Here is an 18,771-nt window from a genome sequence, read left to right on the forward strand (position 1 = left end):
GTTTCTCCAGATAAAAATCAGTGGGGCAGACGCTCGGCAATGGCGGCGACGATGCTGCGGGCCACCTCGGTCTTGCTGGCGGTGGCCAGGGGATGGGCGCCGGCAGCATCGAACAGGACCACGGTGTTGTCCTCGCCGCCGAAGCCGTCGCTGATCAGGTTGCCCACCACCAGGGGCAGTTTCTTGTTGACGCGCTTGCCCTCGGCATAGGTGGCCAGGTCGTGGCTCTCGGCGGCAAAACCGACGCAGAAGGGCGGCAGCGGCAGGGCCGCCACTTCGGCCAGGATGTCCGGGTTCTTCACCAGCTCCACCGTCATCGCGGCGGCGTTCTTCTTGATCTTCTGGGCGGACGGGGTGGCCGGCCGGTAGTCAGCCACGGCGGCGACGCCGATGAAGACGTCGCTCTCCCCGGCCCGGGCCAGCACTTCCCGCTGCATCTCCAGGGCGGCGCTCACCTCAACCCGTAGCACGCCCCGGGGGCAGGCCAGCCCGGTGGGGCCGGAAACCAGGGTGACGGCGGCACCGGCCTGGGCACAGGCCCGGGCCAGGGCGTAGCCCATCTTGCCGGTCGAAAGATTGGTGATACCCCGCACCGGGTCCAGGGCCTCGAAGGTGGGGCCGGCGGTGAGCAGCACCCGCTTGCCGACCAGGGGTTTGGCCTGGAAGAAGGCGATCAGGTCCTCGACGATTTCCGCCGGCTCCAGCATGCGCCCGGCGCCGACCTCGCCGCAGGCCTGGTCGCCGCAGGCGGGGCCCAGCAGGGTGATGCCGTCCGCCGCCAGGGTGGCGGCGTTGCGTTGGGTGGCCGGGTTTTCCCACATCTGCCGGTTCATGGCCGGGGCCACCAGCAGGGGGCAATCCCGGGCCAGCACCAGGGTGGTGAGTAGGTCATCGGCCTGGCCGTGGGCCACCTTGGCCAGGAAATCGGCGGAGGCCGGCGCCACCAGCACCAGGTCGGCCTCCCGGGAGAGGTCGATGTGGGCCATGTTGTTGGCCATGCGCGCATCCCACTGGTCGGTGAACACCGGCTGGCCGGACAAGGCCTGGAAGGTCACCGCACCGACGAAATGGGTGGCCGCCTCGGTCATGGCCACCTGCACCGTGGCCCCCTGCTTCTGCAGCAGGCGGGTCAGCTCGGCCGCCTTGTAGGCGGCGATGCCGCCGGTGACGCCGAGGAGTATTTTCTTGCCCAACAATTCCATTGTCGTAATCGCTAGAATGGCTGATCCGCCCGATTCTACTTGAGATCATGGCAATCACCGACTGGCCCGAAGACGAACGCCCCCGGGAGCGGCTGCTGAAGCAGGGCGCCACCGCCCTCTCCGATGCGGAACTGCTGGCCGTCTTCCTGCGGGTCGGGGTGCGGGGCCAGAGCGCGGTGGACATGGCGCGCAGCCTGCTGCAGCGTTTCGGCAGCCTGACCCGGCTGTTTGCCGCCACGGCGGAGGAGATCGGCGCCGTGCCCGGCATGGGCAGCGCCAAGTACGCCCAGATCCAGGCCGTGCTGGAGATGTCCCGGCGCGCCCTGCGGGAGGAAATGGAGCGGCCCCATGCCTTCAATTCCCCGGGTGCGGTGCGCGACTACCTGCGGGCCCGGCTGGGCGGCGAGCCCCGGGAGGTGTTCCTGGCCCTGTGGCTGGACGCCCAGAACCGCCTCATCGCCGCCGAAGAACTGTTCCGCGGCACCCTGACCCAGACCGCCGTCTATCCCCGGGAAGTGGTGAAGACGGCCCTGGCCCGCAATGCGGCGGCCGTCATCTTCGCCCACAACCACCCCTCCGGCGTCGCCGAACCCTCCCGGGCCGACGAACAGCTCACCACCGCCCTCAGGCAGAGCCTGGCCCTGGTGGAGGTGCGGGTGCTGGACCATTTCGTCGTCGCCGGCAACGCCCAGCCCCTTTCTTTTTCCGAGCGGGGCTTGCTCTGATCTATATCAATAGTAAGAGGGGGTCTGTGGTTATACTGCGCGCTGACCAGATAACAACAATTCCCAATTGCAATGAAAGAACAGCGCCAATATGACCGGTACCCAGCCCGGTGGTCGTGCATGATCGTCCTCGACAGCGAGCCGGACCGGGTCTATCACGGCCGTACCCACGACGTTTCCCAGGCCGGCGCTGCCGTACTGACGGACCACAACCTGCACACCTCCAGCCAGTTCACCATGCGGCTGTCCGTGCCCCCCACCCACTCCCACGAACGCCCGCTGGTGCTGGAATTCCGCTGCCGCATGGCCTATTCGGTGCACTCCGACCGCCACTGCTGCTTCCGGCATGGGGTACAATTCGTCGGCTTCACGGGCGCAGCCAAGGTTCAGCTGCAACGTGTACTCGCCCAGCATTTTTTACCCGGGACGGAAAGGTACGCCGGATAAGGCTTTCCGGCCTTTTTGCCGCCCCGGGCAAAAGGAAAACGCAAAAGAGGCTTGATATTATTCAGGCAGTTGCGTTACAATCGCGGGCTTTCCTTCCAAGTTTTCTGGAGCAAATCATGGCGCGTGTCTGCCAAGTGACGGGCAAGGCCCCGATGGTCGGGAACAACGTTTCCCATGCCAACAACAAAACCAAGCGCCGCTTCCTGCCGAATCTGCAGTATCGTCGCTTCTGGGTTGAGAGCGAAAACCGCTTCATCCGGCTGCGTGTTTCCAACGCCGGTCTGCGGTTAATCGACAAGAAGGGTATCGACGAGGTCCTGGTGGATCTGCGTGCCCGCGGCGAAGTGTAATAAGCGTTTCACGGTCTAAGGAGCTGCGACATGCGTGAAAAGATCAAGCTGGAGTCCACTGCTGGGACCGGCCATTTCTACACCACCACCAAGAACAAGCGTACCAAGCCGGAAAAGATCGAGATCAAGAAGTACGATCCCAAGGTACGCAAGCACGTGATCTACAAAGAAACCAAGCTGAAGTAAGCCCCCCAAAGGCTTGGCTACCGGAAAACCCGCCCTTGTGGCGGGTTTTTCTTTGGGCCTTCGCCCCGGAGCGCCGCCGCAGATGAGCACCCGTTCTTTGCCCCCCGCTTTGCAGCCGGATTCAGGGCGGAAACGGCACCTTGCCCCCAATGACGGAGGCCTCCCCGCCGGAAACAGCCGCCGCAAGCGAAAGCCGCAAACAAAAAGCCCGCCGAAGCGGGCTTTTTGTTTGCGGCAGGAAACGGCCGGCGATCAGCGACGGCGGCCGATGACCAGCAGACTGACCAGCACCCCGGCAAAGCAGAGCACGGACCAGTTGGCCATGGAAAGCTGCAGGAAGGTCCAGTCCCGGGCCGAACAGAAGCCGGTGGCCATGAACAGGGGCGGGTACTGCATGCCCAGCCAGTCCACCAGGCGCTCGATCAGGCTGGGATCGCCGTAGGCGCACTCCAGGGCCGGGTCGGCCACCCATTGCAGCCAGGTCTGGTACAGGGCCGTGGCCATGCCGCCGACGGCGGTGACGCCGATCAGACCGAGCCACAGCCAGCGCAGCCGGGGCAACAATGCCCCACCCAGGGCCAGGGCAGCCACCAGCAGGTAGAGCACACGCTGGAAAATGCACAGGGGACAGGGCTGCAGGCGGTCAAACTCCTGGATTACCAGGCCGGCGGAGACCAGGGCGATGCAGCCCACAGCGAGAAGCAGATAGCCGGGACGTCCGGCCAGACGGTTGAGCAGGGACATAGGGGATCGGACTTTCCTGAAGAAATGGGCACCCCGCAGGGCGCCCCGTCATTGTGCCAGCGTTAGCCGCTCCGGCTCAAATGGCGTAGCGGCGCAGACGCAGGGACATTTCCTCCAGCTGGCGGATACCGCTGCTTTCGGCCCGGCGACACCAGTCCTGCAGGTGGGCCAGCAACTGCTCCCGGCTGGCGTTGCTGCGCTCCCACACCGCGCTCAGTTCCTCCCGCATGGCCACCAGGGTCTGCAACGGGCCGCTGCCCTGAACCAGGGCATCGAAGCGCTGACGCAGTTCCGCCGGCATCCGTCCCAGGTCGCCGGCCAGCCAGCGCCGCGCGTCCCGGGCCCGCTTGAACTCCACCGCATCGAGACGCCCACGGAGGGCCCGCAACTCGTCCTCGTAGGCCTGGCGCAGGGATTTGGCGTAACGGGTCATGAGATCGTAACGGTGGGTAATGAGGGCCTGCAGGGTATGGTCGTCCACCTGGGGCCGCAGGGAACGCAGCCGGGGCCGGGGCGCAACCTTCTTCACCCGGGCCAGGCCCAGGGCGCTCATCAGGCGGATGTAGCCCCAGCCAATGTCCACCTCGTACCACTTGGCGGAGAAGCGGGCGGAAGTGGCGAAGGCATGGTGGTTGTTGTGCAGTTCCTCGCCGCCGATGACCAGCCCCAGGGGCCAGAGATTGGTGGAGGCGTCGGCGCAGGCAAAGTTGCGGTAGCCCCAGAAGTGGGCCAGGCCATTGACCACCCCCGCCGCCCAGAAGGGAATCCAGGCCATCTGCACCGCCCACACGGTGATGCCGGCGGCGCCGAAGAGCAGCACGTCCAGCACCAGCATGAGGGCCACGCCGAGCACCGGATGCCGGGCATAGACGCGGCGCTCCAGCCAGTCGTCCGGCGTGCCGTGACCGTAGCGGGCCAGGGTTTCGGCATTGGCGGCCTCGGCCCGGTACAGTTCGGCGCCTTCGGAAAGGACCTTCCACAGCCCCTTCACCTGGGGACTATGGGGATCCTCGGCGGTTTCGCACTTGGCGTGGTGCTTGCGGTGGATGGCAGTCCATTCCTTGGTCACCATGCCGGTGGTCAGCCACAGCCAGAAGCGGAAGAAATGGGAAGGCAGGGGCCCCAGATCCAGGGCCCGGTGGGCCTGGTGGCGGTGCAGGAATACGGTGACGGCGACGATGGTCACATGGGTCATGCCCAAGGCGGCCAGCAGCACGCCCCACCAGGGCAGGTCGAGGGCGCCGGAACGGAGAAAGGCTAGGAGGGACGACAGGATATCGGCAAAGGCCATGGTTGGAACTACCCCTTGAAAAGGATGAATGACGCCAAGCGCCTGATTCGCAGCCATTTCCATGGCGCAGCGCAACAACCAGGCGACTGGGCATTTGTTACACTGCCCCGACAAAAACAAGCAGTACACAATGAGGAGGAGACCTCTTGTCCCCGCAACACCCAAATGAGGACGTCAGCGGTGAAGACCAGCTGCGGCGTCTGCTTGCCCTGCTGGCCCATTGCCATGCCGCCGCCGGTGCAGCCGGCAGCGAAGCGGACCTGGCGGCCCGCATCTGCGACAGCCTGACCGGCTGCGGCGGCTACAGCCTGGCCTGCGTCGGTCTGCTGGAAAACGGCAGCCACCGGCTGGTGGCAGCCCGCCTCGGCGCCGATGCGGCAGCCGGCGCCATGCTCCCGTCAGACTGGCAGGACCTGGATCGGTTCCCCCAGTTTTCCGCCTTTGCCGGCTCCCTGTCCCTGCCCCTGGAAGCCGGAGGCAAGGCCTTGGGCCGGCTGCGCATCTATGCCGCCGCCCGCGCCCTGTTTTCGCCGGAGGAACACCAGCTGCTGCGGGACATCGCCACCCTGCTGGCCCTGGCCCTGGCGGTACGCCGCTGCACCAGCGAGGCCGAAGCCGCCGCCCGCCAGGACGCCGGCGAGGCCCTGCGGCTGCGGGACCGGGCCGTGGAGTCCTCCAGCAACGGCATCATGATCACTTCCGCCACCCAGCTGGACCACCCCATCACCTATGTGAACCCGGCCTTCGAGCGCATCACCGGCTACAGCGCTGCCGAAGTGCAGGGGCGCAACGGCCGCTTCCTGGTGCGGGACGACCTGCAGCAGAAAGGCCTCAACGAAATCCGCGCTGCCCTGCGGGACCGGCGCGAGGGCCACGCCATCCTGCGCAACTACCGCAAGGACGGCAGCCTGTTCTGGAACGAGCTGCACCTGGCACCGGTGCTGGACGAGTCGGGCCAGAGCACCACCCATTTCGTCTCCGTCATCAACGACGTCTCCGACCGCATCCATTACCAGGAACAGCTGGAGTACCAGGCCACCCACGACGTTCTCACCGGCCTGGCCAACCGCAGCCTGCTGGCCGACCGCATCAGCCAGGCCATCGCCCTGGCGCGCCGGGACAGGCGCCTGGTGGGCGTCATGCTGCTCGACCTGGACCGCTTCAAGGTGATCAACGACGGCCTCGGCCACGCCCCGGCCGACAAGCTGCTGAAGACCGTGGCCGAGCGGCTGCAGGCGGCCGTGCGCGACACCGACACGGTGGCCCGCCTGGGGGGCGACGAGTTCGTCATCGTCGTCGGCGACATCCTGGACGCGGACGACGTGGCCGTGGTGGCCGGCAAGATTCAGCGGGCCCTGGCCCAGCCCTTGTTCGTCGAGGGCAAGGAGCTGTTCGTCACCGCCTCCATCGGCGTCAGCCTGTTCCCCCGGGACGGGGAAACAGGGGACATCCTGCTGCGCAACGCCGACGTGGCCATGTACCGGGTCAAGGAATACGGCCGCAACAACTACCGCTTCTACCTGCCGGAAATGAGCAGCATGGCCCTGGACCGGCTGGACATGGAGGGCAACCTGCGCCGGGCCCTGGAGACCGACGAATTCCAGGTCTACTACCAGCCCAAGGTTTCCCTGCAGCAGGGCACCATCGTCGGTGCCGAGGCCCTGCTGCGCTGGATGCACCCGCGCATCGGCCAGATCAACCCCAACGAGTTCATTCCCCTGGCCGAGGAATCGGGCCTCATCATTCCCCTGGGGGAAAAGGTCATCGAACTGGTGTGCCGGCAGATCCGGGCCTGGCGCGAGGAAGGCCTGCCGCCCCTGAAGGTGGCCATTAACATCTCCGCCCGCCAGTTCCGCCAGGAAAACCTGGGGGAGACGGTGCGCCGGCTGCTGGAGGAATACCAGGTGCCCGGCGAGATGCTGGACATCGAATTGACCGAATCCATGGTCATGCACGACACCGACCACGCCGCCCTGACCCTGCGGGAGCTGAAGGACCTGGGCGTGACCCTGTCCCTGGACGACTTCGGCACCGGCTACTCCAGCCTCTCCTACCTCAAGCGCTTCCCCATCGACTGCCTGAAGATCGACCGCTCCTTCGTGCGCGACATCAACTCCAACGCCGACGATGCAGCCATCGCCAGCGCCGTCATCGCCATGGCCCACAGCCTGGGGCTCAATGTGGTGGCCGAAGGCGTGGAAACGGCCGAACAGCTGGCCCTGCTGCGCCAGCACGGCTGTGACGAGTTCCAGGGCTACTTCTTCAGCCGGGCCGTGCCCGCCGGCGACTACGCCCTGCTGCTGCGCCAGGGCAAGACCCTGGCCGACGCGGAAGCGGCGCCGGACGGGGACCTGGCATGAGCGGCAAGACCCTGCACTGGGCCCTGGTGGACCGGGAGGCCCTGGCCGAACACCTGCACCCGCGGCAGATCAAGGATTCCCTGGCCACCCCCGCCCTCAGCCTCTATCACTGCAAGGAGAGCGGTCCCGGTGGCCGGGACAGCATCGCCGTCTCCCTGCCCGACGGCCAGTGCCTGCTCATCACCCTGCCCGAGCCCGCTGCCGGCCATCCGGAGCGGCGCAAACGGAGCGCCGCCGCGGGGGCCGCCAACGGCAAGGACACCCAGCCGCCAAAGTCGGGGTAAACTCGCGTTTTCCCCTTCCGCCTGGAGCGTCATGGCCGCCCCCCGCATTCTTCTGGTCGAGGACGACGAGCGCCTCGCCGAGCTGACCGCCGAATACCTGAGCAAGAACGACTTCGAAGTCGCCATCGAACCCCGGGGCGACACGGCCTGCACCCGCATTCCCGCCGACAATCCGGACGTGGTGGTGCTGGACGTGATGCTGCCCGGCAAGGACGGTTTCGAGGTCTGCCGCACCGTGCGCCCCCATTACCAGGGCGTGATCCTCATGCTCACCGCCCGGGACGAGGACATGGACCAGATCCTCGGCCTCGAGCTGGGCGCCGACGACTTCATCTCCAAGCCGGTGCAGCCCCGGGTGCTGCTGGCCCGGGTGCGGGCCCTGTTGCGCCGGGCCGGCCCCAGCGAGGGCAGCGAAGGCGGCGGGGCCGGCGACGAGCTGGTGTTCGGCCGTTTCCGCATCAACCAGGCCACCCGCAGCGCCGAACTGGGCGATGCGGCCATCGACCTGACCACCGCCGAATTCGACCTGCTCTGGCTGCTGGCCTGCCACGCCGGCACCGTGCTGTCCCGGGACGACCTGCTGCAGCGCCTGCGGGGCATCGGCTTCGACGGCCTGGACCGCTCCATCGACGCCCGCATCTCCCGCCTGCGCAAGAAGCTGGGGGACGACCCGGACAATCCGGCCCGCATCAAGACCGTGCGCGGCAAGGGCTACCTGTTCTCCCGGCATGACTGGAATTGACCCCCGCCGCCTGCCGGAACAGGAGGTAGAAGCAGCGCCGGAGGACAACAGCCCGGGCAAGGAACGGCGGGAGTCGGAACAGCGCTTCGCCCGCCTCTCCCGCGCCCGTTACAGCCTGTCCCGGCTGTTCTTCAACTTCTACCTGCTGGCCATGGGCTCCTTCGTCGGCATCGCCATGATCGCCGACTTCGCCATTTCCACGGCCCTGCAGGGCATCACCGACGACTACGCCAAGCGCTTCATGCGCGGCACCATCGTCCTCATCGAGGACGAGCTGCAGCGCTATCCCCGGCACCAGTGGGAAAAGCAGATCAAGGCCCTGGACGAGAAATTCGCCTACCGCCTGGTGCTGGAAGACCTGGACCAGGTGCTCCTGCCGCCCAAGCAAAGGGAAAAGCTGGAACTGGGCGACATCGCCATCGACTCCCACCGGGACATCATGTTCCACCGCATCCGCGGCGGCGACAAAGTGCTGGTGGTGGGCCCCCTTTCCCCCGACCTGAACCCGGAGTACCAGCGCGCCATCCCCCTGGAACTGCGCATCCGGCTGATGACCTGGACCGCCATCGGCCTCGGCTTCGCCGTCCTGGTATGGATCTGGATCCGGCCCATCTGGCGCGACCTGGAATCCCTGCGCCAGACCGCCCGGGCCCTGGGCGAGGGCCGTTTCGAGACCCGCGCCCCGGCGGCCCGCAGCAACCTGTTCGCGCTTCTGGCCGACACCCTCAACGGCATGGCGGAGCGGGTGCAAAAACTCATCGCCGCCCAGCGGGAGCTTTCCAGCGCCATCTCCCATGAACTGCGCACCCCCATCGCCCGCCTCCGCTTCGCCCTGGAAATGGCGGCCGACACGGACTGCCGCGACGAACGCCAGCGCCACTGGAAAACCATGGAAGAGGACCTGGAGGAGCTGGACAACCTGATCGACTCCAGCCTCACCCACGCCCGCTTCGAGCGGGAGCGCCCCACCCTCAACCTCACCTCCATCGCCCTGGTGCCCTGGCTGGAGGAAGAGGTGGACGACCTGCGCATACTGGCCGGTCAACTGGCGGTGGAGGTGGACCTGGGCCATCTGCCGCCCAACCTGATGGCCCGCCTGGACCGCAAGTCCATGCCCTACGCCGTGCGCAACCTGCTGCGCAACGCCTTCAAGTACGCCAAGACCCGGGTCCGGGTCAGCGCCGAAGTGCAGGAAGGCCTGGTGCAGATCCACGTCGAGGACGACGGCATCGGCGTACCGGCGGACGAACGGGAACGCATCTTCGACGCCTTCACCCGCCTCGACCGCTCCCGGGACCGCACCAGCGGCGGCTACGGACTCGGCCTGGCCATCGTGCGCCAGGTCATGGAGGCCCACGGCGGCCATGCCAGCGCCGGCGAGTCCAGTCTCGGCGGCGCCCGCTTCACCCTCTCCTGGCCGGGCTGAAAGCCCGTGCCCAGGCGGCCCGGGGCCGCTGGCGTTACATTGCGTTACAAACGCTCACGCTAGCGGCCATGACGCCAGGCCGCGTCCTGCCTAGAATGCAGCCCATACCGTGCCGGATGGCTCCACGGCCGTCCGCGGTATGCCCGCTCCACTAGCCCATCTTCAATGCCCCTCCCATCCGTCCCCGACTGCCTGCTGCGCTGCAAACGCCGTTTCAAGGCCACCTTTCCGGCGGCGGAGAGCCTGGGCGTCCTGCTCGGCATTCTGGGTTTCGACCTGGTCACCGAAGGCCGCACCAACCTGCCCAAAGCCCTGCTGGCCACCGCCCTCTTCGCCATCGCCGTCATGGCCTGGCGCTTCTGGCGGCGGCGCTGAGCGCCCCCCTCCCCGCGCCACTGCCGAACGGCCCCGCCCCCTCGCCTGCCAAGGCTGCGCATGGGGCATTACAAACCGTCAAAGTCCCTCACCCCCGGTTACACAACCCTCCTGCAATCGCCACAGACGGCAGCCGGGGGGCTCCCTAGAATGGATTCTGCGTTGACAGCGCATGACTCCCCCAAAGTCCCATCCACCTCCCCCCTTCGGATGGGCACCCTCTCCACCCCACCTCCCCCGGTGGGGTTTTTTTTTGCCCGGATTTTCCGCTCCGGGTCTGTCTCCCGCCATACCCCGGGGGCTGTTACAAATGGAGAGGAGGACCGCCACAGACCGTTACACAAGGGCCAAGGAATCGCCACAGACGGCACCGCCGGGCCTGCCTAGAATGCATCCATGCGTTGACAGCGCATGACTCCCCCAAGACCCATCCCCTCCCTCCCTGGATGGGCCTCCTCTCCAACCCCGCCGCTCTCGGCGGGGTCTTTTTTTGTCACGCTGTCACACGCGGTCATCAAAGCGCATGGGCCGTTACCGGTCGCTACAGGGAGGCGACAGACGCAACCCGGGGTCCTGCCTAGAATGACCCCATCGACAACTACAAGGGCCCAGGCCCTCGCCTCCGGGAGAATCCACATGCAAGACAAGACCATGACCGCCAATGCCCGCAAGATCCTGCTGCTTACCGCCAGCGCCTTTTGCCTGTCGTCCGCGGGGGCCTATCTGGCTGCGGAAACCTTCAAGAGCTGCAACGATCGCCGCACCACGGAGCGCACCCAGCAGCGCGGCGACAACGACAGCCGTGCCAGCACCAACCTGGCCCTCGGCCGCTAAGCCCCGATCATTCAAAAAGAAGCCCCGGCCTTCCAGTGGAAGGCCGGGGCTTCTTGTTTGTAGTACCGAAGAATCAGCGCTTGGTCTGGATCTGGTCGTAGATGGCGCCGTCGGCAAAGTGGGCCTTGGTGGCATTGGTCCAGCCGCCGAACAGCTGGTCGATGGTGAAGAGATTCACCTTGCCGAACTGCTTGGCGTACTTGGCCGCCACCTTGGGATCGATGGGCCGGTAGTAGTTCTGGGCAGCGATTTCCTGGCCGGCCGGGGTGTAGAGGTACTCCAGGTAGGCCTGGGCCTGCTTGCGGGTGCCGTGCTTGTCCACATTCTTGTCCACCACGGCCACCGGGGGCTCGGCCAGGATGGAGAGGGAAGGCGTGACGATGTCGAACTTGTCCGGGCCCAGTTCCTTCACCGCCAGATAGGCCTCGTTTTCCCAGGCAATCAGCACATCGCCCTGGCCTCGCTCGACGAAGGTGGTGGTGGAGCCCCGGGCGCCCGTATCCAGCACCAGCACGTTCTTGTACAGCCGGGCGACGAAGTCCTTGGCGCTGGCGTCGTTGCCGCCCGGCTGCTTGAGGGCGAAGCCCCAGGCGGCCAGGTAGTTCCAACGGGCGCCGCCGGAGGTCTTGGGATTGGGGGTGATGACGCCGATGCCCGGCTTCACCAGGTCGTTCCAGTCCTTGATGCCCTTGGGATTGCCCTTGCGCACCAGGAAGACGATGGTTGAGGTGTAGGGGGAGGCATTGTGGGGCAGCTTCTTCTGGTAGTCGGCGGCGAGCAGGCCGCGCTCGGCCAGGGGATCGATGTCGCCGGCCAGGGCCAGGGTCACCACATCGGCCTCCAGGCCGTCGATGATGGAGCGGGCCTGCTTGCCGGAACCGCCGTGGGACTGCTTGATGGTCAGGGTCTCGCCGGTCTTTTCCTTCCAGTGCTTGATGAAGGCGGCGTTGAAGTCCTGGTACAGCTCCCGGGTAGGGTCGTAGGAGACGTTGAGCAGGGTGGCGTCGGCCAGGGCTTGGCCGGCGAAGGCCAGGGACAGGGATGCTGCCAGGGTGGCGATGAGCTTGCGGGGGTGAGCCATGATTTCTCCCAGGAGGTGATATGCGATGGGAGAAGTCTAGGGCGCCCTTTTTATAAGAAGAAATACTGTTTCGTAAATTGTTTATATTTATAAAGGAATATGTGATCCACTCTCCGGATCGACAGCTCCTTTGGCCAGCAGGCCTTCGGCCCGCTCCCGGACCGTTTCCAGGATGTCGATCATGGCCTCCAGCTGGGCCGGTTCCAGCCCCGCCAGCAGTTCGGCCCGCAACTCCTCCACCGTGGCATCCATGCTCTCCGCCAGCTCCAGACTGGCGGCAGTGAGCACCACCCGCTTGCTGCGCCGGTCCCGGGGATCGGACTGGCGCTGCAGCCAGCCCTGCTTTTCCATGCGGTCCAGGAGGCGCACCAGGGTGGGCGCCTCGATCCCCAGGCGCTCCGCCAGGACGGCCTGATTGCAACCTTCCGGCTGGCGCCGCAGGGCAATCAGGGCGCGCCAGCTGGCCTGGGAAAAGCCCAGGGGCCGCAGGCGCCGGTCCAGGGCTGTGCGCCACAGGGCCGCCGTCTGGTGCAGCAGGACGGAGAATCGCTGTTGGGGCGGGAACGTCGCTTCAGGCTGGTGGTCTGACATATAGTTAGCATGCTAATTATTTACTGATACAATCATTTTACTCAGCCCCCGCTCCGGAGTCACCGTGTCATTTTCAAGCTCTCCCCGCAGCCTGGAAGCCCTGCAGGCCCGCCATGGCGGACGTTACCCTTGGCTGGTCCTGGCGGCCATGGCCTGCGGCATGGTCACGGCCGTGCTTTCCGCCACCATTTTCAACGTGGCCATTCCCGCCCTCATGGCGGACTTTCACCTGGGCCAGGACCGGGTGCAGTGGGCCGTCACCGGTTACATGGCCGCCATGACCGTGGCCATGCTGCCTACCGCCTGGCTCATCGAGCGTTACAGCTTCCGCCGGGTCTTCCTCGGTGCCGTGCTGCTGATCGGCATCGGCAGCCTGGGTGGCGCCCTGGCCTGGAACTTCCCCTCGGTGGTGGCCATGCGCATCGTCCAGGGCCTGGCCGCCGGCCTGCTGCAGCCCATGAGCACCCTGCTGGTGCTGCGCCTCTTTCCCCTGGAACGCCAGGGCCGGGCCATGGGCATCCTGGGTTTCGGCATCATCCTGGCGCCGGCGGTGGCACCCATTGCCGGCGGCTTCCTGGTGGACCATTTCGGCTGGCGGGCCATTTTCCTCATCACCGTGCCCGGCAGCCTCGCCGCCCTGGCGGCGGGCCACCTGCTGCTGCCCCACAAGCCGCCAGCCCGGGCCGAGCACCCCTTCGACTGGACCGGTCTGTCCCTGCTCACCCTGGCCATCCTCAGCCTGCTGCAGACCGTCGGCAGCCTCCACGCCCACGGCCTGCTGTCGCCCCAGAGCGGCATCGGCGCCCTAGTGGCGACCGCCGGCATCGCCCTCTTCCTGCGCCACGCCCGCCGGGTGCCCGGGCCGATCCTGGCCCTGGGCCTGTTCAGCGAACGGGCCTTCGCCATGGGCACCCTGGTGTCCTTCATCTTCGGCGTCGGCCTCTATGGTTCCACCTATCTGGTGCCGGTGTTCCTGCAGAGCATCCTCGGCTACAACGCCGCCACGGCGGGCCTGGCCCTGCTCCCCGGCGGCATCGCCCTGGCCCTCATGACCCCGGGAGCCGGCTACCTGGCGGACCGCATCCGGCCCCATCGGCAGACGGCCCTGGGGCTGCTGCTGTTCGCCATCTCCTTCGTGCTGCTGGCGCTGCTGGCCGGCATTTCCCTCGGCCTGCCCCTGCTTCCCACCCTGATGGGCACGGTGGTCATCGGCCGCATCGGCCTGGCCCTGATCCTGCCGGCCCTCAACCTGGGCGCCCTGCGCCCCCTGGCCCAGCGCCTGGTGGGCCAGGGCTCGGCCCTGCTCAATTGCACCCGGCAGCTGGGAGGCACCCTGGGCATCAGCCTGGGTGCCGTCTATGTGGAATGGCGCAGCAACCACCTGGGCCAGCCGGCCGGCAGCGCCCAGGCCTTCGCCGAGGTCTTCGCCCTGGTGGCCCTGGCCTTCTTCCTGGCCCTGGGCGGGGCCCTGGCCATGGGCAAACCGGCCACGGCGGCCACGGCCGCGGGACGCTAAGCCGGCCCGGCGCTGGGGATGGTCAGGGGGCGGACAGGTTCTGTTAAACTTGCCCGTCAGAGTTCGGACCCCGGGGTGGAGGGAGCTGTTGCCGTCCCGGATTGACCGACCCCAATTTCCGTAAGAAGCGCATGACCATTCAACAACTGGGCCGCTACCGTATCGACGGAGTACTCGGCGAGGGAGCCATGGGCGTGGTGTACCGCGCCTTCGATCCCCTGCTGGAACGGGTCGTGGCCATCAAGACCATCAAGTTCGACGCCAGCCTGTCCGAGAAGGAGAGCTTCGAGCGCCGCTTCTTCCGCGAGGCCAAGTCGGTCGCCCGCCTCAGCCACCCGGCCATCGTCACCCTGTACGACGCCGGCAAGGCGGATGACGTGGCCTACATGGCCATGGAATTCCTCGAAGGCCGGGAGCTGCGCCGCTTCATCAGCGAAGCCGGCCCCCTGCCCTATACCCGCATCGCCGACATGATGGCCGCCGTTGCCGACGGCCTGGACTACGCCCACCGCCAGGGCGTGGTGCACCGGGACATCAAGCCGGCCAACCTCATGGTGCTGGCCGACGGCGCCGTGAAAATCACCGATTTCGGCATCGCCCAGCTGCAGACCGGCAGCAAGACCATGACCGGCCACATGCTGGGCACGCCCAAGTACATGGCGCCGGAGCAGATCATGGGCCATCCGGTGGACGGCCGGGCCGACATCTTCTCCCTCGGCGTGGTGCTCTACCAGTGGCTCACCGGCGTCGCCCCCTTCGACGGCGAAACGGTCACCACCATCATGTACCGGGTCATCAACGAAGGCCCGGTGCTGCCCACCCGGCTCATGCCGGAACTGCCGCCGGGCTTCGAGGCCATCCTGGCCAAGGCCCTGGCCAAGTCGCCGGAGGAACGCTACCAGACCGCCGGCGAACTGGCCGCCGACCTGCGCCGCTACGCCGAGCTCGGCTCCCCCGGCCCGGTCCTCGGCCTGGCCGCCCAGGCCCAGCCCCAGCCGCGCATTCCGCCCAGCCCGTCGGAAGATCCGACCATGCTGCTGGCCCACCCGTTCACGGACACCAACCCCCTCAGCCTCTCCCCTGCGCCCCAGGAAGCACCGGCCTCGCCGCCGGCACGCCGCGGCAAGGCGCTGTGGTTGGGCATCGCCGCGGTGGCCATCGCCGGCGGCGCATTCGCCCTGCTGCCCACGGAACGCAGTGCCGGCAACGGCGCCACGCCTGCCCCTGCGGCCAGTACCGCGGCCCCCGAACCCCAGCCCGCCGCCCGGGTGGACCTGGCCATCGCCCCCTGGGGCGAAGTGGTGGTGGACGGCGAACCCAAGGGCATCTCGCCGCCCCTGGAAAGCATCGAGCTGCTGCCGGGCCACCACGAGGTGGAAATCCGCAACGGCCAGTCCGAACCCCATCGCCTGACCCTGGAACTGGGCGCCGGCGACACCTACAAGATCAAGCACAAATTCAAATGAGCACACCTACCGCCATGCGATCCCTCTCCTCCCTGCTGCTTGCCTCCTTGCTGGCCCTGGCCGGTTGCGCCAGCCAGAACACCCCGCCCCCGGCCGCCGAACCGGCGCCCCCGCCCGAAGCGGCCAAGCCGGCCGAACCGGTGAAGACGCCGACCGCGCGCAAGGCCGAGAGCGAACTGGCCCGGGGCATCAGCGCCTACGAAAACGGCGACTACAAGAGCGCCGGCCAGACCCTGCAACAGGCCCTGGACCTGGGCCTGCCCAACCGCATCGACCAGGCCCGGGCCTACAAGCACCTGGCCTTCATCGCCTGCGCCTCCCGCCAGGTGGACAGCTGCAAGGCCAACTTCCGCAAGGGCCTGGCCGCCTACCCCAAGCTCAGCCTGACCAAGGCCGAATCCGGCCACCCCATCTGGGGCCCGGCCTTCCTCGAGGTGAAGGCGGAAAGCACCAGGAAAAAGGCCAAGTAGGCTTTTCCTGCAGACGCAAAAAAGCCGGCGATTGCCGGCTTTTTTGTTGGCATTGTCGGGATCAGCCCAACTTCACTTCAGGCTGAGAATCCATTTGGCCAGGGTGGTGGCGTCGGCCTCGGAAATGGCCGGGTTGGGCGGCATTTCGGCACCGCCCCAGACGCCCTTGCTGCCGCCGCGAATCTTCTTCGCCAGATCGGCTTCGGCGGTTTTCACGCCGGCGTACTTCTGGGCCACGTCCTTGTAGGCAGGGCCCAGGACCTTGGCGGAGACCTGGTGGCAGCCGACGCACAGCTTGGCCTTGGCCAGTTCTTCGGAAGCCTGGGCCAGATTGGCGGACAGGCCGGCGGCCAGGATCAGGCCGGTAACGATGACAGCGGATTTGCTCACTTCTTACCTCCAAGCGGTTTTTTTTATGGGGAAACCATAGCTTGCCCGGACACCGCAGCCCGGGCAAGTCCTGTATGCGGTGAGGCTCAGTTCACCTGGGTCTGGGCCTCGTCGCCCTGGCGGGCGCGGATGTCGCCGATCTGCCACACCTTCTCGCCGGCGGCCTGCAGCAGCTGGATGGCCTGGCGGGCGTGTTCCTGGGCCACCACCACCACCATGCCGATGCCGCAGTTGAAGACCCGGTGCATTTCGTCGTCGCTGACGTTGCCTTCGGCCTGCAGCCAGTCGAACAGCTTGGGACGCTGCCAGGAGGACTTGTCCAGGATGGCCACGGTATTTTCCGGCAGCACCCGGGGCACGTTCTCGGTCAGGCCGCCGCCGGTGATGTGGGCCATGCCCTTGACCGGCAGGGTCTGCAGCAGGGCCAGCAGAGGCTTGACGTAGATGCGGGTGGGGGCCATCACGGCATCGGCCAGGGTGGCCTCGCCGTCGAACTTGGCATTGAAGTCGGCGCCGGAACGCTCGATGATCTTGCGCACCAGGGAGTAGCCGTTGGAGTGGGCGCCGTGGGAGCCCAGGCCCAGCACCACGTCGCCGGGGACGATGGACTTGCCGTCGATGAGCTTGCTCTTTTCGGCGGCGCCGACGGCGAAACCGGCCAGGTCGTATTCACCATCCGGGTACATGCCGGGCATCTCGGCCGTCTCGCCGCCGATGAGGGCGCAGCCGGCCTGTTCGCAGCCGGTGGCGATGCCCTTGATGACGTCGGCCGCCGCATCCACGGAGAGCTTGCCGCAGGCGAAGTAGTCGAGGAAGAAGAGGGGCTCGGCACCCTGCACCAGGATGTCATTGACGCTCATGGCCACCAGGTCGATGCCCACGGTGTCGTGGCGGTTGAGCTGGAAAGCCAGCTTCAGCTTGGTGCCGACGCCGTCGGTACCGGACACCAGCACCGGCTCCTTGTACTTCTTCGGCACTTCGAAAAGGGCGCCGAAGCCGCCGATGCCGGCCAGCACGCCTTCCCGCATGGTCTTCTTGGCGAAAGGCTTGATGCGCTCGACGAGGGCATCGCCGGCGTCGATATCCACGCCGGCGTCACGATAGGAAAGGGAGGTCTTGCTGGTATCTTGGGTCATGGTCGGGAAGGGCCTGGCATCCGGAGTGATAGAATGGGCGCCGGAAAGCTATTGAAAACCCGCATTTTAGCCCAAATGACCGAAGATCGGCCCGACAACCGCACCCAAAGACTGCAGGCCCTGCTCTGGCTCGGCTTTGCCGCGGCCTGCGTCTGGCTGCTGCTCGCCCTTTCCCCCATCCTCACCCCCTTCCTGCTGGCCGCCATCCTGGCCTACATCGGCAATCCGGCCACCGGCTGGCTGGCCCGCCACCGGGTGCCCCGCCCCCTGGCCGCCCTGCTGGTGATCCTGGGCCTGATCGGCGCCCTCACCCTGCTGGCCCTGACCCTGGTACCCCTGCTGCAGAAGGAAGTGGGCCTCATCGCCGAGCGCCTGCCGGCCACCCTGACCCTGCTGCAGACCAAGCTGGACCCCTGGCTGCAGAAGCGCCTGGGCATCGACCTGCCCCTGGACCCGGCCAGTTTCAACGCCCTGGTGCGCAAGAACCAGGATGCGGCCCAGCAGATCCTCGGCCACGTGCTGACCACCCTCGGCAGCAGCGGCCTGGCCCTGGTGGCCTTCGTCGCCAACCTGCTGCTCCTGCCGGTGGTCATGTTCTACCTGCTGAAGGACTGGGACAGCCTCCTGCACCGTATCGAGGACCTCATTCCGCGCCGTTTCCACAACCTGGCCCTGCGTCTGGCCCGGGAAGTGGATGCGGTGCTGGCCGAGTTCCTGCGCGGCCAGCTGGCGGTGATGCTGCTGCTGGCCCTCTACTACAGCCTGGGCCTGTGGCTGGCGGGGCTGGAATTCGCCCTGCCGGTGGGCCTGCTCACCGGCCTGCTCATTTTCATTCCCTACGTCGGTTTCGCCACCGGCCTGCTCCTGGCCCTGGTGGCGGCCCTGCTGCAGTTCCAGGGCCTCGGCCTGGTGCTGGCGGTGGCCATCGTCTATGGCGGCGGCCAGATTCTCGAAAGCGTGGTGCTGACCCCCTGGCTGGTGGGTGAGCGCATCGGCCTGCATCCGGTGGCGGTGATCTTCGCCCTGATGGCCTTCGGCCAGCTGTTCGGCTTCTTCGGCATCCTCATCGCCCTGCCCGCCTCCGCCGCCCTGCTGGTGGGCCTGCGGGAACTGCAGCGGCATTACAAGGCCAGCCCCTTCTACCTCAACTCCTGA

Annotated in this window: 21 protein-coding genes; 14 read left to right on the top strand and 7 right to left on the bottom strand. The window is 67.0% G+C overall.

Annotation, left to right across the window (positions count from 1 at the left end):
• Nucleotides 1-17 precede the first annotated feature (17 nt).
• A complete protein-coding gene (coaBC, locus tag ACLSSQ_RS14480; protein ID WP_416243090.1) occupies nucleotides 18-1,202 on the bottom strand; it encodes a bifunctional phosphopantothenoylcysteine decarboxylase/phosphopantothenate--cysteine ligase CoaBC in 1,185 nt (394 codons plus the stop codon).
• Nucleotides 1,203-1,249: 47 nt separating this feature from the next.
• Here coaBC and radC point away from each other — a divergent pair, with 47 nt between their 5' ends.
• The 4 genes from radC to rpmG all read left to right on the top strand — a co-directional run bounded on the left by radC (nucleotide 1,250) and on the right by rpmG (nucleotide 2,910).
• On the top strand, nucleotides 1,250-1,927 hold the full coding sequence (radC, locus tag ACLSSQ_RS14485; RefSeq protein ID WP_416243091.1) for a RadC family protein: 678 nt from the start codon (nucleotides 1,250-1,252) through the stop codon (nucleotides 1,925-1,927).
• Between the two features lie 120 nt (nucleotides 1,928-2,047).
• Nucleotides 2,048-2,374: a PilZ domain-containing protein gene (locus tag ACLSSQ_RS14490; RefSeq protein WP_014236624.1), complete on the top strand. Its 327-nt coding sequence runs from the start codon at nucleotides 2,048-2,050 to the stop codon at nucleotides 2,372-2,374.
• 116 nt (nucleotides 2,375-2,490) lie between these two features.
• A complete protein-coding gene (rpmB, locus tag ACLSSQ_RS14495) occupies nucleotides 2,491-2,724 on the top strand; it encodes a 50S ribosomal protein L28 (RefSeq protein ID WP_014236623.1) in 234 nt (77 codons plus the stop codon).
• A gap of 30 nt (nucleotides 2,725-2,754) precedes the next feature.
• Complete coding sequence (gene rpmG / locus ACLSSQ_RS14500) at nucleotides 2,755-2,910, top strand: 50S ribosomal protein L33 (RefSeq protein ID WP_014236622.1); 156 nt, start codon at nucleotides 2,755-2,757, stop codon at nucleotides 2,908-2,910.
• A 252-nt stretch (nucleotides 2,911-3,162) separates the two neighbouring features.
• On the opposite strand, the gene ACLSSQ_RS14505 is transcribed toward rpmG, so the two are convergent.
• Both ACLSSQ_RS14505 and ACLSSQ_RS14510 read right to left on the bottom strand, forming a co-directional pair.
• Nucleotides 3,163-3,654 carry a disulfide bond formation protein B gene (locus tag ACLSSQ_RS14505; protein WP_416243092.1) on the bottom strand — a complete coding sequence of 164 codons (492 nt, stop codon included), beginning with the start codon at nucleotides 3,652-3,654 and terminating at the stop codon, nucleotides 3,163-3,165.
• 76 nt (nucleotides 3,655-3,730) lie between these two features.
• A complete protein-coding gene (locus ACLSSQ_RS14510) occupies nucleotides 3,731-4,945 on the bottom strand; it encodes a fatty acid desaturase (protein WP_416243093.1) in 1,215 nt (404 codons plus the stop codon).
• A gap of 146 nt (nucleotides 4,946-5,091) precedes the next feature.
• Here ACLSSQ_RS14510 and ACLSSQ_RS14515 point away from each other — a divergent pair, with 146 nt between their 5' ends.
• From ACLSSQ_RS14515 to ACLSSQ_RS14540, 6 genes are all read left to right on the top strand, one after another.
• Nucleotides 5,092-7,305, top strand: a complete 2,214-nt coding sequence (locus tag ACLSSQ_RS14515; RefSeq protein WP_416243094.1) for a putative bifunctional diguanylate cyclase/phosphodiesterase — start codon at nucleotides 5,092-5,094, stop codon at nucleotides 7,303-7,305.
• A complete protein-coding gene (locus ACLSSQ_RS14520) occupies nucleotides 7,302-7,589 on the top strand; it encodes a hypothetical protein (RefSeq protein ID WP_152090613.1) in 288 nt (95 codons plus the stop codon). Before ACLSSQ_RS14515 ends, ACLSSQ_RS14520 begins: the two co-directional genes overlap by 4 nt.
• A 31-nt stretch (nucleotides 7,590-7,620) precedes the next feature.
• Entirely contained in the window at nucleotides 7,621-8,331 is a 711-nt protein-coding gene (locus tag ACLSSQ_RS14525) for a winged helix-turn-helix domain-containing protein (RefSeq protein ID WP_014236617.1), read from the top strand.
• Complete coding sequence (locus tag ACLSSQ_RS14530) at nucleotides 8,318-9,757, top strand: ATP-binding protein (RefSeq protein WP_416243095.1); 1,440 nt, start codon at nucleotides 8,318-8,320, stop codon at nucleotides 9,755-9,757. The genes ACLSSQ_RS14525 and ACLSSQ_RS14530 overlap by 14 nt, the downstream gene beginning before the upstream one ends.
• A gap of 165 nt (nucleotides 9,758-9,922) precedes the next feature.
• Entirely contained in the window at nucleotides 9,923-10,132 is a 210-nt protein-coding gene (locus ACLSSQ_RS14535) for a hypothetical protein (RefSeq protein ID WP_416243096.1), read from the top strand.
• Nucleotides 10,133-10,768: 636 nt separating this feature from the next.
• Nucleotides 10,769-10,966, top strand: a complete 198-nt coding sequence (locus tag ACLSSQ_RS14540; protein WP_416243097.1) for a hypothetical protein — start codon at nucleotides 10,769-10,771, stop codon at nucleotides 10,964-10,966.
• 73 nt (nucleotides 10,967-11,039) lie between these two features.
• On the opposite strand, the gene ACLSSQ_RS14545 is transcribed toward ACLSSQ_RS14540, so the two are convergent.
• Nucleotides 11,040-12,047 carry a sulfate ABC transporter substrate-binding protein gene (locus tag ACLSSQ_RS14545; protein WP_416243098.1) on the bottom strand — a complete coding sequence of 336 codons (1,008 nt, stop codon included), beginning with the start codon at nucleotides 12,045-12,047 and terminating at the stop codon, nucleotides 11,040-11,042.
• Nucleotides 12,048-12,134: 87 nt separating this feature from the next.
• On the bottom strand, nucleotides 12,135-12,638 hold the full coding sequence (locus ACLSSQ_RS14550) for a MarR family winged helix-turn-helix transcriptional regulator (RefSeq protein ID WP_416243099.1): 504 nt from the start codon (nucleotides 12,636-12,638) through the stop codon (nucleotides 12,135-12,137).
• A gap of 64 nt (nucleotides 12,639-12,702) precedes the next feature.
• On the opposite strand from ACLSSQ_RS14550, the gene ACLSSQ_RS14555 reads away from it, so the two are divergent.
• The 3 genes from ACLSSQ_RS14555 to ACLSSQ_RS14565 all read left to right on the top strand — a co-directional run bounded on the left by ACLSSQ_RS14555 (nucleotide 12,703) and on the right by ACLSSQ_RS14565 (nucleotide 16,090).
• Nucleotides 12,703-14,154 (top strand): DHA2 family efflux MFS transporter permease subunit, encoded by a 1,452-nt coding sequence (locus ACLSSQ_RS14555; protein ID WP_416243100.1) that lies wholly within the window; start codon nucleotides 12,703-12,705, stop codon nucleotides 14,152-14,154.
• A gap of 131 nt (nucleotides 14,155-14,285) precedes the next feature.
• On the top strand, nucleotides 14,286-15,620 hold the full coding sequence (locus ACLSSQ_RS14560; protein WP_205231429.1) for a serine/threonine-protein kinase: 1,335 nt from the start codon (nucleotides 14,286-14,288) through the stop codon (nucleotides 15,618-15,620).
• The gene (locus tag ACLSSQ_RS14565; RefSeq protein ID WP_130460098.1) at nucleotides 15,617-16,090 is read left to right on the top strand and encodes a TssQ family T6SS-associated lipoprotein; all 474 of its coding nucleotides are present in this window, start codon (nucleotides 15,617-15,619) and stop codon (nucleotides 16,088-16,090) included. The genes ACLSSQ_RS14560 and ACLSSQ_RS14565 overlap by 4 nt, the downstream gene beginning before the upstream one ends.
• Nucleotides 16,091-16,162: 72 nt before the next feature.
• Here ACLSSQ_RS14565 and ACLSSQ_RS14570 read toward each other — a convergent pair whose 3' ends face one another.
• Both ACLSSQ_RS14570 and purM read right to left on the bottom strand, forming a co-directional pair.
• Nucleotides 16,163-16,480, bottom strand: a complete 318-nt coding sequence (locus tag ACLSSQ_RS14570) for a c-type cytochrome (RefSeq protein ID WP_014236608.1) — start codon at nucleotides 16,478-16,480, stop codon at nucleotides 16,163-16,165.
• Nucleotides 16,481-16,566: 86 nt separating this feature from the next.
• Complete coding sequence (gene purM / locus ACLSSQ_RS14575) at nucleotides 16,567-17,616, bottom strand: phosphoribosylformylglycinamidine cyclo-ligase (RefSeq protein ID WP_014236607.1); 1,050 nt, start codon at nucleotides 17,614-17,616, stop codon at nucleotides 16,567-16,569.
• A 75-nt stretch (nucleotides 17,617-17,691) separates the two neighbouring features.
• Here purM and ACLSSQ_RS14580 point away from each other — a divergent pair, with 75 nt between their 5' ends.
• Entirely contained in the window at nucleotides 17,692-18,771 is a 1,080-nt protein-coding gene (locus tag ACLSSQ_RS14580) for an AI-2E family transporter (RefSeq protein ID WP_043797916.1), read from the top strand.

The organism is Azospira sp. APE16, assembly GCF_047901315.1.
In the GTDB taxonomy this organism is placed as follows: Bacteria; Pseudomonadota; Gammaproteobacteria; order Burkholderiales; family Rhodocyclaceae; genus Azospira; species Azospira oryzae.

Bases quoted from the DNA above. Each gene is read 5' to 3' on its own strand.
- ACLSSQ_RS14510 (WP_416243093.1), bottom strand. From the start codon at position 4,945: ATGGCCTTTGCCGATATCCTGTCGTCCCTCCTAGCCTTTCTCCGTTCC.
- radC (WP_416243091.1), top strand. From the start codon at position 1,250: ATGGCAATCACCGACTGGCCCGAAGACGAACGCCCCCGGGAGCGGCTG.
- rpmG (WP_014236622.1), top strand. From the start codon at position 2,755: ATGCGTGAAAAGATCAAGCTGGAGTCCACTGCTGGGACCGGCCATTTC.
- purM (WP_014236607.1), bottom strand. From the start codon at position 17,616: ATGACCCAAGATACCAGCAAGACCTCCCTTTCCTATCGTGACGCCGGC.
- ACLSSQ_RS14565 (WP_130460098.1), top strand. From the start codon at position 15,617: ATGAGCACACCTACCGCCATGCGATCCCTCTCCTCCCTGCTGCTTGCC.
- ACLSSQ_RS14505 (WP_416243092.1), bottom strand. From the start codon at position 3,654: ATGTCCCTGCTCAACCGTCTGGCCGGACGTCCCGGCTATCTGCTTCTC.
- ACLSSQ_RS14520 (WP_152090613.1), top strand. From the start codon at position 7,302: ATGAGCGGCAAGACCCTGCACTGGGCCCTGGTGGACCGGGAGGCCCTG.
- ACLSSQ_RS14530 (WP_416243095.1), top strand. From the start codon at position 8,318: ATGACTGGAATTGACCCCCGCCGCCTGCCGGAACAGGAGGTAGAAGCA.
- ACLSSQ_RS14580 (WP_043797916.1), top strand. From the start codon at position 17,692: ATGACCGAAGATCGGCCCGACAACCGCACCCAAAGACTGCAGGCCCTG.
- ACLSSQ_RS14540 (WP_416243097.1), top strand. From the start codon at position 10,769: ATGCAAGACAAGACCATGACCGCCAATGCCCGCAAGATCCTGCTGCTT.
- ACLSSQ_RS14525 (WP_014236617.1), top strand. From the start codon at position 7,621: ATGGCCGCCCCCCGCATTCTTCTGGTCGAGGACGACGAGCGCCTCGCC.
- ACLSSQ_RS14550 (WP_416243099.1), bottom strand. From the start codon at position 12,638: ATGTCAGACCACCAGCCTGAAGCGACGTTCCCGCCCCAACAGCGATTC.
- ACLSSQ_RS14535 (WP_416243096.1), top strand. From the start codon at position 9,923: ATGCCCCTCCCATCCGTCCCCGACTGCCTGCTGCGCTGCAAACGCCGT.
- ACLSSQ_RS14560 (WP_205231429.1), top strand. From the start codon at position 14,286: ATGACCATTCAACAACTGGGCCGCTACCGTATCGACGGAGTACTCGGC.
- rpmB (WP_014236623.1), top strand. From the start codon at position 2,491: ATGGCGCGTGTCTGCCAAGTGACGGGCAAGGCCCCGATGGTCGGGAAC.
- coaBC (WP_416243090.1), bottom strand. From the start codon at position 1,202: ATGGAATTGTTGGGCAAGAAAATACTCCTCGGCGTCACCGGCGGCATC.
- ACLSSQ_RS14490 (WP_014236624.1), top strand. From the start codon at position 2,048: ATGATCGTCCTCGACAGCGAGCCGGACCGGGTCTATCACGGCCGTACC.
- ACLSSQ_RS14545 (WP_416243098.1), bottom strand. From the start codon at position 12,047: ATGGCTCACCCCCGCAAGCTCATCGCCACCCTGGCAGCATCCCTGTCC.